General features: G+C 70.9%; 9 protein-coding genes. All 9 read right to left on the bottom strand.

Features of this window, described 5'->3' with window-relative positions; all coding sequences use genetic code 11:
- Positions 1–7: 7 nt before the first annotated feature.
- The 9 genes from FOB47_RS05975 to FOB47_RS05935 all read right to left on the bottom strand — a co-directional run bounded on the left by FOB47_RS05975 (position 8) and on the right by FOB47_RS05935 (position 15,941).
- Positions 8–2,419: a S8 family serine peptidase gene (locus FOB47_RS05975; RefSeq protein WP_174780280.1), complete on the bottom strand. Its 2,412-nt coding sequence runs from the start codon at positions 2,417–2,419 to the stop codon at positions 8–10.
- Positions 2,412–3,974 carry a hypothetical protein gene (locus tag FOB47_RS05970; RefSeq protein ID WP_174780279.1) on the bottom strand — a complete coding sequence of 521 codons (1,563 nt, stop codon included), beginning with the start codon at positions 3,972–3,974 and terminating at the stop codon, positions 2,412–2,414. The genes FOB47_RS05975 and FOB47_RS05970 overlap by 8 nt, the downstream gene beginning before the upstream one ends.
- A 53-nt stretch (positions 3,975–4,027) precedes the next feature.
- The gene (locus FOB47_RS05965) at positions 4,028–7,867 is read right to left on the bottom strand and encodes a hypothetical protein (protein WP_174780278.1); all 3,840 of its coding nucleotides are present in this window, start codon (positions 7,865–7,867) and stop codon (positions 4,028–4,030) included.
- Positions 7,864–10,410: a hypothetical protein gene (locus FOB47_RS05960; protein ID WP_174780277.1), complete on the bottom strand. Its 2,547-nt coding sequence runs from the start codon at positions 10,408–10,410 to the stop codon at positions 7,864–7,866. Before FOB47_RS05960 ends, FOB47_RS05965 begins: the two co-directional genes overlap by 4 nt.
- Before the next feature lie 2 nt (positions 10,411–10,412).
- Positions 10,413–12,674, bottom strand: coding sequence for a DUF6603 domain-containing protein (locus FOB47_RS05955; RefSeq protein WP_174780276.1), 2,262 nt, complete (start codon positions 12,672–12,674; stop codon positions 10,413–10,415).
- 278 nt (positions 12,675–12,952) lie between these two features.
- Positions 12,953–13,240, bottom strand: a complete 288-nt coding sequence (locus FOB47_RS05950) for a DUF3325 domain-containing protein (protein ID WP_174780275.1) — start codon at positions 13,238–13,240, stop codon at positions 12,953–12,955.
- Positions 13,237–14,913, bottom strand: coding sequence for a PepSY-associated TM helix domain-containing protein (locus FOB47_RS05945; protein ID WP_390884867.1), 1,677 nt, complete (start codon positions 14,911–14,913; stop codon positions 13,237–13,239). The genes FOB47_RS05950 and FOB47_RS05945 overlap by 4 nt, the downstream gene beginning before the upstream one ends.
- On the bottom strand, positions 14,907–15,206 hold the full coding sequence (locus tag FOB47_RS05940) for a DUF3649 domain-containing protein (protein WP_053823873.1): 300 nt from the start codon (positions 15,204–15,206) through the stop codon (positions 14,907–14,909). Before FOB47_RS05940 ends, FOB47_RS05945 begins: the two co-directional genes overlap by 7 nt.
- The gene (locus FOB47_RS05935) at positions 15,207–15,941 is read right to left on the bottom strand and encodes a DUF4198 domain-containing protein (protein WP_174780274.1); all 735 of its coding nucleotides are present in this window, start codon (positions 15,939–15,941) and stop codon (positions 15,207–15,209) included.
- Positions 15,942–15,957 lie beyond the last annotated feature (16 nt).

Here is a 15,957-nt window from a genome sequence, read left to right as displayed (position 1 = left end):
CAGTCGATCATCCCGCCATGAGCGGCGACCAGCCGCGCTCCGGCGTGTAGTCGCTGCGGCAGACGCGGCCGTCGGGCAGCACGGCGAACACCATCACGGTGTCGCCCTGCGTGATGACGGTGGCCCCGCCGGCGGGGCTGACCGCGGTGTAAGGATCGATCGCCAGCAATGGCGTCCATTCGCCGCCCGGTACCAGCGGTCGGAAGGCGGCATGCAGCAGGCCGTCGGCGCTGACGGCAACCGTCACCAGCGTATCGTCGTGCAGCAGCGCGAGGCCCAGATGGCCTTCCGCGGCGAAGGCCGGGGCCGGACCGATTGGAATCAGCGTCTCGAACAGCAGCGGCTGCAGACCGAAGCCGCAGCCATAGAGCAGCCCGTCGCTGCCGACGGCCACTACGGCGACGCCATCGAGCGTGCCGACGATGCCGGGTTTGACGCCAGGTTCCATCGGCACATCGCACTGCGCGGCCACCGATTCGCGCCAGAACGTCGTGGTACCGCCATCCGGAACGATGCCGGAAATCCAGCGCAGCGCGCCGCCGTCGTCGATGGCGACGACATCGACGGTGCGCGGCTTGCGCGACAGCATCACGGGACCGGGGGTACGGCGGTAAGTGCTGAACGCATCGAGTTGCACCGCGTCGGAGAAGTCGTGATTGCCCATGACGGTCGCGTCGTACTCCACCGCCACCAACTGGCCGCTCATCTGGATAGCCGCCACCGTCGTCAGCTCGTACAACGGATGGCAAGCGGCCACGTCGTAGCCGGGGGCGAGGCTGCCGAGTTCTGTCCGTTCCCTGGCGATATCGCCGGTATTGCCGAGCGTGTCCCAGTAGTAGTACCGCAAGGACCCGTCGACGCCGGTGATCAGGACCTCGAATACCGTACGCAGCAGCGGCGCGGTCTCGAGCGATACCAACAGAGCAGGCTGACAATCGGACAGGTCGAACGGCTTGCTGTCCGGCTGGGGCAGTTCGGGCCCTGGGCCGAACAAGCGCGACCAGATCCGCAGGCTGAGGCGGTCGTCGGCGCCAAGCCCCACCAGCAGCGCGCTGTCGCCGGCGATGGCCGCGGCGGCCGGCGCGGGAAGAATGCGCGGCCAGCCCATATGCACGGCGACCTTGCGCAGGTCCGGCATGCCGCCGATATTGCCCGGCGGGTCGGACGCGGCCGGCGTGCAAAGGGAAGGGTTGCGAAGCAGATCGCGAATGGAGGTAGGGGAGAGGCACTGTCCATCCCTGGCGGCCTGCATGCCTTGAATCGCGCAAACCACGCCGGCGATCACCGCGGAGGCGGCGGACGTTCCGCCGAATTCGTGATAGGGATAGGGGGCATGATCGTACGGGGCACGCACGCCCGCGAACGCGGCGAAGCAGTCCACGCGCGTGCCGAACGTGGAACCGCGTTGCCATGGCTGGTACACCCCTGCAACGGGTGGATCCTGCGTGGCCCCGCCGACCATGATCGCCAGCGAATCGCGAAAGCCCGGATCTGCGGGATTGAAGTGGTTGCATTCGTGATGAATGTCCAGGTTCTCTCCGGTATTTCCCGCGGGCTCGATCACCGTGATGCCGAAGAATCCCAGCAGCTGCAGTGTGGTCTGGACCTTCCTCGATAGTTCGACGGGGAGCCCGGGTTCGTTATCGCCGGCCCACGGCCGCGCGCTGCCCAGTTCGATCAGCACGACGCCGCCGGGCCGCACTGCATCGCCGGCGACCGCAATGGCGGTATCCAGCCGATGCTGTCCATCCTGCCGCATCGATGTCACGACATGCGCATGCGCCTGCGGTGCGATACCGACGATCCCGCCGCCGTTGTCGCCCGCGACCACGATGCCGAGAGCAGACGTGCCATGGTCGATGTCTTTCTGCGTGGGGGCACCAAAGACCGAGAACGGCGTGATCGGTACGATGGCCAGGTCGATATGCTGCAGATTCCAGCCATGCTCGACATCGGCAAGCGGGATGCCGCGTCCCGCGCCACCGGGCACGCGCCACGCATAGCATGCGTCGATGCCGACCGGTGCCGCACGCAGCTGCTTCGAAGCCAGCGCATCCTCGTTGGTCCCGTAAGCGACGCGTGCAGCGGGATAGTTCTGTATCCGCGGCTCGGCCCATTCCACGAAGGGCAGCGCATACAGCAAACCCACCAGCGCCTCCAGCTGCGCCGCTTCGCATGGCACCTCGAACCAGGCGAACGGATCGGGCGGCTCGCCGCCCAGCATCCGCGCGGCATCGACCATATGGGCCAGCAAGCCAATCTGCTCGACGGGAAAGCCCGGATCGAGCCGCAGCCCGCGATAACTCGCGGCAAGCTCGTCCCACCACGGCTTGAGCTCGCCCAGATACTGCTCGGCGCCGCTCTCGTACGGCAGCACGAAGCCGTCGAACAGCTTCACGTAGACAAAGGCCTCAGCCATCGCCGTCTCCCGGGGGCACCTCATCCTCCGCCATCACGTCGAAGCGCAGATGCGAGACCGGCGGTCCGGCCAGCGGCGTGCGGCTGCGCTCGACCCACAGCACCGGGCGGCCCTCGGTATCGCGCGCCAGGCGGGCATGGCGGCGCAGCGATGCGCCGCTGCTGGCAATCGCCTCGGCAGCGATCTCGTGGCCGCGCCCGAAGCCGGGCCCCGACGGTCCGCCGATCAGCCGCGATGCCGGACCCGCCCGCACGCGCGGCAGCACGCCGCCGAGATCGGCCACCAGTCCCTGTTGCCAGTCGCCATGGATGCCGTCGGGGCCGGTACGCCGATACGGATGCCAGTGCGCGGGCAGGGTCGTCATCGGCAGATAGCGGAACTGCCGCGTACCGGTGCGCGTGGTCTCGCGCGCGGCGGCCCCGCTCGTATCGTCGGCCAGCAGCACGCGGCCATCGGCGCGCAGTTCCACCGCCCATGCCACGTTCGCGTCCTCGTCGATGCCGAGCGACACGTCGTCCAGCCACGGGCCCGCATGCGGCGCGACCGCGACTGGCCAGATCAGCAACGCGCCGGCTTCCATGCCGGTGGTGCGAAACAGCGACCAAGCGTGTTGCCCGTCCACCGGCGGCGGCGCCAGCGTCCAGATATCGCCGAAGCTGTCGTGCACCACGGTCTCGCGCAGCGTCACCAGCATGCCGGACGAAGGCGGTCGTTTGCCGTTCGTCGCTGGCGGTGGCTCGGGCACCGGGAACCAGAACCAGTCGTCGGCATGGGCCAGCGCCACATCGAGCAGCAGCGCGGTGCCCAGATGCGCGCGGTCCGGCGAGAAGGCGCCCAGGTCCACGGCCTGGTCTTCGATCTGCCACCAGCGCGGATGCGGCGCGCCCGGGTAGGACAGCCGGCTGACCAGCAGTTGCCGTGATGAAGGCAGCGGCGCGACCGCGCCGGCGTCCGCGCGCAGCACCGTGCCGCCCGCGTCGGCGGAGTACCAGTCCACGTCGCCGCCATCGTGGTCGCGAATCTCCAGCGCGCGCGTCCCTGCACTGAAGCGCGCATCGTGCGTCAGGCGGCGCGACGACCAGTTGTCGGCCGGTGGCGATGGCACCTCGTTCCACAGCGCATGGCCGGCGAGCAGTCCCGCGGTGAAGATCGCGCGCCCGTCCAGTTCGTCCGACAGCGCTTCGTAGGGCGCGGGCAGCGGACCGAGGCGCAAGGCCTGCAGGCGCTGCGGCGGCAGCGCAGGCAACAGCGGCGCGGCGGCACGCCCCAGGCGGATGCGCCGGCCGATGGTCCACCAGTCTCCGGGCTCGGCCTCGACCAGCGCTTCGGCCGGTATGCGCGCCGGATCGAGATCGGGGCGGCGCGGCGCATAGCGCAACGGCTCATGCGTGACGCTGACCGCCACCGAGACCGGGCTCGACACGTCTTCGCCCTGCAGTTCGCCGAGCTGCCATTGCCGCGTCAGGAACCAGACGGGATCGGCAACGCGCGCTCGCAGGCCGCGATGGAAGTCGGTCGGCGGGCTCAGCGGTTCGAGGCGGAAATGCAGGGACATGGCGGTCTCGATCGGTGGGGCCATCGGCGGGCGTCGCAGGCGGGTGGGCGGCCTCAGGTCCAATGGCTCCAGAACATATCCGGCAAGGAAGACAGCGCCGCCGGTGTCGCGATCCGGCTGCCCGGCCGCGGACGGGAGGCGCGGGCGCGCGCGAGCTGCCGCGTCTCCAGCACCAGCGCCACCAGTTCCGCGTCGTTCAGCCGTTGGCTGGGGTCCGGCGGCACCGCCAGCAGCACCGCCTGCGGCGCGCGCGACTTCGGGCCGTTGAAGCCGAAGGCCGCGCTGGTCGTGTGCCGGGCCGAAGGGATCGCGTCCTGCCAGGCGTCCAGCCCGGCGATCGCGACCCGGGCCAGGCTGCCGGCCAGCGCGGCCGGGTCGGGTCCATACGCGACCACCACCGGTCCCGCCGGGCTCCACGGATTGCCCGAGCCATCGGCGGTCCGTACGGCGGCGCCCCAGGGCTGCGTTGCGGGATCGAGCTGCCAGGCTTCGAGGCTCGCCAGACGCGGGCGCACGGCGGCGACGATCTCGAGCCAATCCCGGTCGGTGCGCGGGCGTCCTTCGTCGTCGCGCATTGCCGCGCGCAACGGGCCCACGGCCAGCGACGGCACCAGCGGCAGCACCGGCAGGCGAGGATGGCCAACCAGGGCACGGATCGATTGCCGCAGCCCGCGCAGGCCGCCCGCACCATCGGCGCCGGTTTCCGGCATAGCCGTCAGCCGTGCCTGCAGGCGGGCGAGCGCCTGGGCCAGCGGCTCGGCGTCGTCGGCCTGCACGGCGCCCCAGGCGCGGCATTGTTGCAGCGACCATGTCACCGCGGCGGGGTCGTTCAGATCCAGCGCGGCGAGCGAAGCCAGCAGCGAGGTCAGCCGGTTTCGCAGCACGCCGAGCCGGGCCGCCAGGTCGGCCATCATCGCGTCACGCAGGGGCGAGCCGGGCGCAGCATCGTCGTCGCGGCCATCGATCGCACCGGGAATCGGTGGATCGCTGTCGCCGCCGCCAAGCAGCTCGGCCAGCCGCGTGGCGCGGGCCAGCTTGCCGGCGCCGGTGCCGGAGGCGAGGGGCAGCGACGGGGCGCGCTGGCCGCGCAGGCGCTGCGCCAGTTCCGCCGGCGACAGTGCGAGCGCCTCGATCGCATGCAGGCCGAGGTCGGCCAGACTTACCGCATCGGCTCCGACGGTCCAGGTCCAGCCGCTTGCTGGGCCCAGCTCCCGGTCGAGCAGGCTCGCCAACGCGGGATCGGCGAGCACGGCCGGCGGCGCGCCTGTCTGGCCGCCTGCTTGCGCCGCATCGCCGGGCGGCAGCACCGCCCACGCCGATACGCGCACGCTGGCGGCCTGCCGCGGCGTGCGTATCGCGCGCAGTTCGGGCGGCGGCCCGAGACCCGCCGCGGCTTCCATCGCCGCGTTGCCCAGGCCGCCATGGCCGCTGACCAGCGCATGGATGCCGTCGGCCACCAGCAGATCGGCATAGGTGTCGAGCGCCGCATCGCAGGTCGCCAGCGCCTCGCGCACGCCGGCCGGCAGCGCGGGTGGAGGCGGATCGCCCGCCTGATGCCGGAACAGCAGCCGCAGCACGCGCGCCCCGTCGCAGCATCGCGTGCCCGCATGCGTGTCGCGCATCGGGTAGTCCTCGCGCAGCTTGCGCACGGTGTCCCAGTCGCCGACGATGCGCTCGACCTCGAGGCCCAGCGCCTCGTAGGGATGCACGCCGAGCCGAACCCGCTCGGCCAGCCGCATGGCCGCACGGACCTTGGCCGAATCGATGGCGATCCGCCAGCGCGCATCGCCGGGATGGCGGACCGCCGCATCGCGCAGCAGCGCGGCCGTCATCGCCTGCGTCTGCGACGGCGCGTGCAGCAGGCCGGCGGCGGTGGGACCGGGCGGCAGGCCATGGCCGGGATTGCCCGCATCGTAGGGCGCCGGCGCATCGACCCAGCCGTAGACGCCGAGCCGCCACGGTGCACGTGCGTTCTGCAGCTCGCGCAGGCGCGAACTGGCAAGGCCCGTGATCCACGGATCGACGCGATGGCTGGCCGTGTCCAGGGCGGCCAGCACGCACCCGAAGACGCCGTCGGGGTCATCGGCATAGGCCTGCACCAGCGCCGCCAACGCCTCGATGCCGCGCAGGCAACGCGTGGCGACGCGCTGCGCGCCGGCGTCCGGCGACGCAAACAGATCGTCGAGTTGCCACTGCGACGGCGTGCCCGGATAACCGCGCCGCACCAGCCTGACCAGCGCATCGGCGCTCGCCTGCATCGGCAAGGGCGCGTGCGGGTCGACGGACTGACCCGTTTCGATCGACTCGCGCGCCTGGCCGACGCTCGCCCGCAGCAGGCACAGCGACTCGAAGATCAGATGTCCCAGCAGGCCGAGCTTGTGGTCCCAGCGCTGCGGGAAGATCTCGCTGTCGTCCTCCAGCAGCAGGCGCAGCGTTTCCGGATCGTCGCTGTCGGCTTCGGGCGTGCTGGCGGGCACAGGGGCCTGCTCCGAGAAGGCGCCCAGCGGCGATAGCGGCGTCTTGCGGCCGGCCAGGCTCGAGGCCGTGTCGTTTTCCCACGCGCTCGGCTGGAGCGGCGGCATTGCGCGCATCGCCCGGATCGCGTTGACCACGGGCAGCGGCGAAACCAGCCGCACGGCCCAGCGGCGCGTGGGCGTGTCCTCGCCCAGCAGTTCGGCCGCCCGCTGCGCGGAGGCGCCCACCACGGTGCCGGGGTAGACCGCGGCATCGGCGGCGGCGGCATCGCGCCACGGGCCGGCCCAATCGCGGATCTGTCCCGCCGTGATGTGTTGGCCGGTCCAGCCGGCGAGTACGGCGGCCGGCAGCAGGCCGTAGGGCTGGGAGCCGACCCGGATCGCCGGATACGGGCCCTGCGGCGCCAGCCACGCCTGCGCCCATTCGGCCAGCCGCGCCTCCTGTTCGCCGGCGCCGACGACATCGCGCAGCGCATGACCCCACAGCACCGGCCATAACGCATGCACGACCAACGGGTCGTATCCGCTTGCGGCAACGTCGCCCCCTTGCAGCTTGATCGGTACCGCATCCGGCCCGGCCAGCGCCTGCATCACGGCGGCCGAGGCGCTGTCCGCGGCCGGCGGCGCATCGTCGATGCCTTCCCATGCGGCCGGATCGGCGCCGGCATTGGATGCGACCTCGGCGGTGGCCTCGCCGTCCACCGTATTGGTCGGCGTGCCGGGCCGCAGCACCGACAGCCGCCCGCTGGCGGCGTGCATCGCGATCAGCGGTTCCGGCGAGACGTCGCCGATGCCAGCGACCACGATGGCGTCGAGCGCGGGCGGCTGCGCGCCGGCCGGGAAGCCGATCTCGATCGCCAGTTCGACGTCCATGGCGACCTCGAACGAGGTCCACCACGTTTGCGGCAGCTCGCCGGTGGCGGCAGGATTTTCGAAGGCGGTCAGGCCAAGTTGTTCGGCGATCCGCTCGCGCTTGGGACGCATCGTACCGGCCAGCGTGGGCGTTGCTGCCTGGCCGGCTTGGCCCACTTGAACGAACCAGACGTGGATCGCGGGCGGCAGACCGAAGGGCTGGTGCGTGTCGGGCCAGGCCGACGGATCGCGTGGCTGCGCCATGCCGCGATCGGTGCGCGGCACCGGATCGGCCACGATGGCAACGGTCCGTCGCAGCCATAGCGCCCGTTCGACGCCCAGCCGCGCGGCCAGCATGCGCCATTGCATGCCGGCATCGGCGGGGAACTGGCGCAGCACGTCGTCGTAGAGATCGAGCTCGGCCGGCGACGGGGCGATGGGCCGGCGCGCCATCGAGAATTCGTCGGGCCAGACGCGCAGCCGCAGCAGCCAGCCGGGCCGCGCACCGTCCGGCGCGTAGAAGCGCGTCTCGATCCGCAGCGGGGCCAGCACCTCGACGGCGCTCATGCCAGCTCCAGCTTGCCGATCATCACGCGAACCGGCCGGGCGAAGGTTTCGAGGGCGTAGGCGGCGCCATCGGCGACGCTGCCAATGGGCCGGTCCTGATCGTCGTGCCGGCTGTAGAAGCGGTAGCCGGCCGGCGGCTCTTCCAGTACGACCCAATAGTTGGCCAGATCCGCGGGCGCCACGTTGAACGCGAAGAACGCGACGTCGCGGCCGATCCTGCCGGGGAACGTCGGATACTGCTTGCGCGACTCGTCCAGTGGTTCGTCCGGGTCCGGCACGGACCAATCCGCCTCGGCCTTGTACAGATAGACCACCGTGTCGGGATAGCGCCGAAACAGCGGAGTCTTGAACAGTACGACCGCCTCGCTGGCGAGCGGCGTCGGCGTCAGCGCGGCGGCGCCCAGGGCCGCATCGGCGGGCCACTGGCGGATCGGATGGATATCGAACTGGCCGCCGGTACGCTGCCAGAACTTGCGCAGCGGCGACCAGCGTGGGGCGATCGGGACATTGCGCCAGCGCAGCTCGCCCAGCGCCTGATGATTGGCGCCGACCAGCACGCCTTCGACGAAGGCGGCGTGCGTGGCCAGCCCGACCACGCGGTCCTGCTGCAGGTCGCCGATGCCAGGCAGCATCCAGTCGGGCGCGGCCTCGTTGAGGAACTGCCACAGCGGCAGGTCCAGCTCGGGTTCGATTTCGACGGGGCCGATGTCGTCGATGCCGACAAGGGTGGCCAGCACGCGATCGACCGCCGGCGGACGCGCGGCGAACGGATTGACGGCGTCCGCAACGCGTTGGCCCAGCGTGTCCAGGTCCACCGGCCGGCAACGCGGGCGGCTCCCCGCGAGCGTGTCGACCCATTGGGCGGTGGCCGGCTCGTCGATCCGCTGTCCGGGTTCCCGCACGGCACGAATGACCTTATCCGGGTCGACGCGGCCGTCGGCATCGCGCGTCAGCGCATCGAGCGCGGCGGCCAGACGGTTCAGGTCCGTCGTGGTTTCGCTGTCCATCAGCATCCGGAACATGTCATCGGCCTGGCGCTCGTCGTCGAACGCGCGCCGCACCGCGTCCTTCAGCAAGGGGGCGGCGTCACCGCGCGGCCGGTGCCAGATCGCATCGGGATCGTCGGGCGGCGCCGGGCAGGCGGCGGCCGCCTCGAGCAGCACGCGATGGGCAATCACGCCATCGCGCGTCAGCACCGAGCGCGCGGGGCCCGGACGCAGCGCGCGCCGCGCGGCCGACGACCAGATCGCCGGCACCATGCCGGGCGTGCGTCCGGTCAACGCCGACGACACTGTCTGCTGCGCGCTGACCGGCATGCGGCCCAGCATGGCGCCGAGCACTGCGAGCTTGTCGACGGGGTCCGGCGGCATATGGCGGAACCACAGCGAGCGCGACACCTCGACGCCGAGCGCGACGTTGCCGATGCGCTCGCGTGCGATCGCCAGATCGCCCGCACGCGTGGCGGCGGCCTTGGCGATGCGGTCCTGCCACGCAATGGCGGCCCATGCGCCGAGACCGGCCGCGCCGCGATGGCGCGGATCGGTATGGAGCTGCGCGCTCCATCCGGCCGCGGGGCTGGTGCCCGGCATCGTGAACGGCGCGTGGTAGCGCGGCGCGGTCAGCAGCCAGCGGCCCGGCGGCACCGGCGGCATTGCGGTCAGCGCGGCGGTTTCCGCGGCGAGCCAGGGCGCGAGGGGATCGCCTGGTGCGCCGACCATGCTGACCCGTTGCAGCGCACCGCCCATCGGCAGCGCGACCGTCGTGGGCTCGCCGGCGGCGGCGGAGCCTCGCCGCTGGTATCGCAGCTTCGCGCGGCCGAAGTCCTCCTTCAGCTCGCCGTCGACCGGCGTGCGCAGCCGCTTGGCGATGTCCCGGAAATCGCCGCCTTCGCCGGTACGGAAGCCCCAGCTGTCGTAGCACGTCACGCGCACCGGCTGCCCGGCGGCGACGGGCCACGCATCGCGCAGCGTGCCGTCGGGCTCGACCACGTAGGCGGGCACCAGGCAGGCCACATAGGCGCGTTGGGGCTCCAGTTTCACCGGACTCAGGATGCGGCTGTACCAGTCGCCGTCGACTTCATGCACATGGGCCCACTGGTGCGAGTCGCCGAGCGGATGGCCGGCTTGTGCCTGCGCGGACAGCGTAACGCGGCCATCGCCGCCGGGCACGACGTCGGCAGGCAGCCCCACCACCAGCACCAGCCATGGCCGGATCGCGCCGGGCAGCGCAGGATCAGGCGAATACCGCCACGGCAGGTCCAGCGTATCCGGGTGACTGAACTCGACCAGCGCGCGCTTGGTGTTCTCCGCATCGGACGCGCCGGGCGGCGGATAGCGCCGGGTGATTGTCCCGGGCGTCAGCCGTTGCACGTCGCCGGGGCCGAACAGCTCGTAGGGGGCGGGCGCCGTGATCGAGCGAGGCGTACCGCCGGTGACGATCTCTTCGAGCGTGAGCGTGGCGCCGGCCTGCAGGCGTCCCGCGACCACATTGCCGTTGGCGCCGTGGCGCAGCGCGGTGACCCGCCAGGAAAGGAACTTTGCCATGCTCAGACTCCGGACAGGTTGACCGGCGACAGCAGGTCGGCGATCGGCACCGCGCCGCCGGTACTGTTGTGGCGGGCAAAGGCATGCGCGGCAGTGGCGCTGGTGTAGCTCGCGAATTCCGTCGGCGGCACCGTGGTCCACACTTCGCGGGCCGCGTGGATCAGCTGCGCCGTGTTGCCGAGCGCGGGGGGACGATGGCTGGCCGCGACAAGATGCGCGATCGCCCTGAGGTCGGTGCGCTGGGCGATCTTCTTGTACTCGAGCCCGGGCAGGATCACGACCAGGTCGACTTTCCGGTCGTCGTTCTGCGCCGCGCTGTCGTGGGGCGGGCCTCCGCTCAACACCACGCCGGCATCGAGTACGTCGAACGGCGGACGGTTCAGCTGCTCGGCTTCGTTCAGGTTGCAGTAGTGGCCCGGCGCGAAGCGTTCGAGGACCGGCTCGCCAGGCGTCAACACACGCGCGCCCCCGCGTGCGGGCAGCGGCAGGCCGTCCACGCGGTCGATCGGCAAGCCCAGCGGCGCGCGCCGTTGCGACCATTGCAGCGCGCCGGTCGGCGGCACCGCGGCGATGCCCGGGCGCGTGGGGCGAGGGGCCAGCACCACCGCCGGATCGTCGATCGACGCGGCCCGCACATTGCCGGCACGGACGATCTCCTGCTGCAGGATCGTCAGCAGCTCGCCTGGGCTCGCGGCCATGTCGGCCGGGCCGCTGCCCAGCGAGAAGGTCTCGTCCCAGGAGACGTCGAACAGGAAGGTCTCGATGGTCAGCCGGCCGCGGATCACCAGCGGTCCGGGACCGGACACGGTGCCGTCGAGCCGCACGCCGCCGAAGCTGAAGCCCCCGGCGCGCACCTCGAATCCCGCGGACGCATTGGCCACGAAAGCGAACGGGCGGAACTGCACCAGCGCGTCGATCTGCAGGAAGCCATGCGCGGTCAGCCCCATCGAGAACGTGATATCGAACCGCCCGCCCAGCTGGATCGTGTTGGTCGTGAATGCCAGATAGCCTTCGGCGCGGATCGACAGCGGCCCGCCCAGCGTTTGCATCGACAGCCCGACGCGGCGCAAGGCCGGCAACTGCGCCGGCTCCGGGTTGAAGCCCGGATAGAAGCCGCCGATCGACACCACCGCATACGCCTGGCTGCCCCAGTGCAGCCGCATCGCGGCATCGCCGTACACCGAGAAGACGCCGAGCACGTGGCTGTCGACCAGGCTGGCGTCGAGCGATATCAGCGCCTGCGCCGGATCGACGATGCCCAGCAGGTCCAGCCGCAACTGCACCAAGCCAGGCACGCCGGGAATGCCTGCACGCGCGACGCCGAGCAGCACGACCTTGCCGCTCGGGACCTCGGCCACCAGGCCGAGATCGAGCGACAGGAAGCTGCCCGCGCCCGCGGACAGCCACGCGAGCCGCAGGGTCGGCGCGACCAGATGGCTGCCGCGGAACGCGGGAAAGAAGCGTTGCAGCGCCTCGATCGCAAGGCTCGGGTTCGCCGGCGGGCGCGTGGCCAGCAGCGTATCAGCCGCCGCGCCGGACCGCACGGCCACCGCCAGCGCATCGGTATCGGCGCGACGGTGCACGCCGACCAGGCCGCCGACGCGGTCCAGCGAGAAGCCGAACGACAGCTGGATCGGCGGCACGAACGACACGCCCATCAGCGCCAGAAACGATGGCACGCCGTCGGGCAGGCGCTCTAGCACGGCCGACGCGCTGACCGATACCGCGCCCAGCGGCACGTTGAGCGCGCCGCCAAAGCCGGTCCCCGAAGGCAAGCGCACGATCGCGCCGCCGCCCGGCAGGCCGCCGCCGAACGGCGAGGGCAACGAGACGGCAATGCCGGACGGTTGCCGGGGGCCGGCGGAGAACGGGGGCAACGTGGTGCCGTCCGGCAGCCTGGGCTGCAGTACCAGCGCGGACGAGGACAGCGCCAGCTTCAGCGGGCCAAGCGGCAGTTCGCCATTGAGGCCATGGGGGCTGTCCCAGTTCAGCGCGCGCACCAGGTCCTGCAGGCCCGGGATATCCGGCAAGCCTTCGAGCAGATACCGGTTCAGATGGGCCGCAAGCCTGTTGCGGGCGGCGGTCCACGCATCGACCGCCGCGGTCCAGTCGCTGGCGGACGGGGCCTGCTGTGCGAAGGCGTCCAATTGCTGCGCGGCGGCCTGCAGCGCATCGAGATCCGCGGAGGGAGCCGCCGGGCCGAGCGTGCGCCGCAGGCTGTCCCCCAATTCCACCGCGTATCGGATGACTTCGCTGCTGGCCATGCGTCGTGCCCTGGCGGACTGCGTCAATCGAGGACCGCCCGATCAGGCCGGGCGAGCAGGCGGTCCGTGCGATCCGGGTGGGGCAATGCCGCGTGTTGCCGCGCGGCACCCCCGATGCCTCACACGATGGAAGGACAGGGACGTCTTATCTGAGGCGACAGCAACGATGGACGCAAATGAATTCTGTGCAGGTCTGGTTCTCGCGCGGTTTTATTCGTATCAACGCTGAAACAGTGCGAGGGCGCGGCGGTTTTTACGCCGCAGCGATCGAGACCTCGTTACCGGCGAGCCGCTTGCCGCCGCTCCCGCCAGATCAACACGCCATGGACGAGTCCCGCGGCAACGCTGGTCTGCCCGCTGTAGTGGACCAGGCCGAGCGCCCAGCCGCGGTGCGCAACCAGCAACCACAACGCGAGCAGCAGTCCCAGCCAGCCGGCCGCGCGCAGCAGCCGAGTGCGCGAGGGTGGCAGCAAAGCGGCAAAGATCGCTTGCTGATGGCGCTCCATCGCCAGCGCCAGCGCGCCGAAGGCAACGATGCATGACAAGAAGGCAAGCAGGTCCATCATGCTCCGTCCTCCGACAGCGTGGCGGTGGCCGTGGTGGTGACGGACCTCGCGCGCGTCCTTGGGGCGGGCCTGCTCTTCGGCCGATGGCGCGCGGTGCGCACCGCCAGCATCGCGTGCAGCGCGGCGAAGGCCCAGATCATCAGATCGAAGCCGGCAAATACCCAGTCGCCGTCGGCCAGGCTGCGCCACAGCCCCCGGTCAGTGGTCAGCGCGTTGAGCACGGGCAGCAGCGCGAGCAGCAGGGCGCCCAGCCACAGCAGTTCGATCCAGGCCTTCCTTGCCGGACGCAGCAGCGCGTACAGCAGCGTCGCCGCCCACGCGATGAAGAACAGGTGGATCTCCCATGCGGCGCGGGCGGCCAGTTCCGCGGGCAGCAGGCGATTGCCCCACAGCATCGCCGTCATCGCGATCGACAGGCCGGCGATCGCCGCGATATTGAGCCGCTCGACCAGCCAGAAGCCGAAATACGGCCGCTCGGGATTCGGCAGCTTCTGGCGACGCTTGACGGTCCACATCACCAGACCGGTGCCGACCATCGCCGTGCCGGCCAGGCTGACAATGAAGTACAGCCAGCGCAATTGCAGATCGCTGAATCGCCCCAGATGCAGCGCATACATGACGCCGCGCACCTCGGCCGCCGGGCCGACGCGGTCGCGCGCCTCGAGCAGCTTGCCGGTGGTGCCGTTGAACACCAGGTACTGCGGGCTCATCGACACGCGCGCGGCCTCGCCGCGCAACACGGTGACGCGGGCCGACGCATCGCCGGCATGGGCGATCGTCACGCGGCTGATGTTGTGTTGGCCCCAGCGCGCCTGCGCCTGGCGCACCATGTCGTCGATCGGGGCGAGCTGGGCCGGCACGCCGCTGGGCTTGACGGGCGGCGGGGAGGCATTCATTTGCGCGGTCAGCTGCTGCCGCTCGCCTGGCGTCTTGAATGCCGCCTGCTGGCCCCATGGCATATACATCGCCATCAGCGTCACGAGGCCGGTATAGGTGATCATCAGGTGGAAGGGCAGGCCGAACACCGACAGTGCGTTATGCGCATCGAGCCAGGAGCGCTGGCCCTTGCCCCAGCGGAAGGTGAAGAAGTCGACGAAGATCTTCTTGTGGGTGATCACGCCGCTGACGATGGCCACCAGCATGAACATCGCGCAGAAGCCGGCGAGCCAGCGTCCCCACAGCACCGGCATGTAGTGGAACTGGAAGTGGAAGCGATAGAAGAACTCGCCGCCGTTGGTATCGCGCGCCGCGACCTTCTCGCCCGTGGCGGGATCGAAGGTGCCGCTGTCGAAGGCGCGCTTGCCGGCCGGCGCGCCCGGCGTGCGCCAGAACGCGCTGACGACGTTGTGCCGGTCCGTCGGCATTTCCATGCCCCACAGCGGGCTGCCGGCGGCCACGGTCCCCAGCGTAGTGGCCACGCGCTGGGCCACCACCGCGGGATCGGGCACCTCGCGCTGATGGGCCAGTTCCGGCCGCATCCACTGCGAGATCTCGTCCTTGAAATAGCTGACGGTGCCGGTCAGGAACATCGCGTACAGAATCCAACCGACCAGCAGTCCGGCCCAGGTATGCAGGTCGGACATGGTCTGGCGGATGCCGCGGCCCTTGGCGGCGATGGCGCTGTCGTTGTCGCTGTCGTTGGTGTTGCAGGTCTTCGCGTTGGACTTCACGATGCACTCCCTACGGCGCCGGCATACCAGGCGGCCAGCAGCAACGGGGCGGCCGCAACCAGCAGCCCGGCCCACGCACGCCGTGCGCTGCGTACCGCGAAGACCCAGATCACGGCGCCCGCATAGATGGCGAAACTGGCGAGCATGCCGGTCAGCACGGCCTGCGGCTTGCTGATCGGCAGCGCCAGCGCGGCGACGCTGGCCAGCGCCGCCAGCGCATAGCCGCCCAGCACGGCGGCGACGATGCGCGAAACGAGCGAGCCGATCTTCAGGGCTCGGGGCACGGCGGCTGGCATTTAGTGGCTGGCCTTCTTGGTCGGTGCGGGAATGGCCGGCACGGCGGGCAGGCCGTCGGGTTTGACGTAGGTCAGCGTGCTGACATAGTCGACGCGATGGTATCGCTCGGGCCCGCTCTGGCCCTGGCGCTCGCCCGGGGTTTCGTCCTGGTGGCTGACCTCGGCGACGTAGACGCCTTGCCACGGCATGTCGAAGGCGACCTTGCCCTGCTCGTCGGTCTGCTTCTCCTTGGTCCAGCCGGACTGCGTGACCAGCGCGACCTTGGCCTTGGGCAGCGGCTTGCCGCGGAAGAAGACCTGCAGCTCGCCGGCCTTGCCGGCCGGCACCACGTCCAGCACCAGCTTCGGCGCCTGCGGCGCCAGCTCGGTCACCAGCCGCGCGGCGGGGAAATACCAGCCGGTCAGCTGCTGATCGCCGCGCTTGAACGGGTACAGCGGGTAGTGGGGCGCCTGGGCGACGATCGCGTCGCCGGCCTTGGCCCGGAAGGGCAGGGCATAGCCGTCGCCGGTCTTGACGCCGTCGGCGGCCCGCTCTTCCCTGGAGGACAGCAGCGCGGCGCTCGGCACGCCAAGCTTGTCGAGCGTGCCGGGCGAGACCTCGCGCAGGTTCTCGGCGAATTCGCCGAAGCGCACGCTGGCGTTCTGGCCCGGCGCCTGCTCGATCCAGATCTGGTGAGAATGCGCCGCGGTGGCGAAGGCCATCAGCGCGACGGCGAGCGTGGTGGAAGGTTTCATGGAATAGCTCTTGGAT

This window comes from Cupriavidus gilardii (genome assembly GCF_013347325.1).
Classification (GTDB): domain Bacteria; phylum Pseudomonadota; class Gammaproteobacteria; order Burkholderiales; family Burkholderiaceae; genus Cupriavidus; species Cupriavidus gilardii.
Note: the sequence above shows the minus strand (reverse complement) of the source record. Positions and strands in the feature narration are given on the sequence as shown.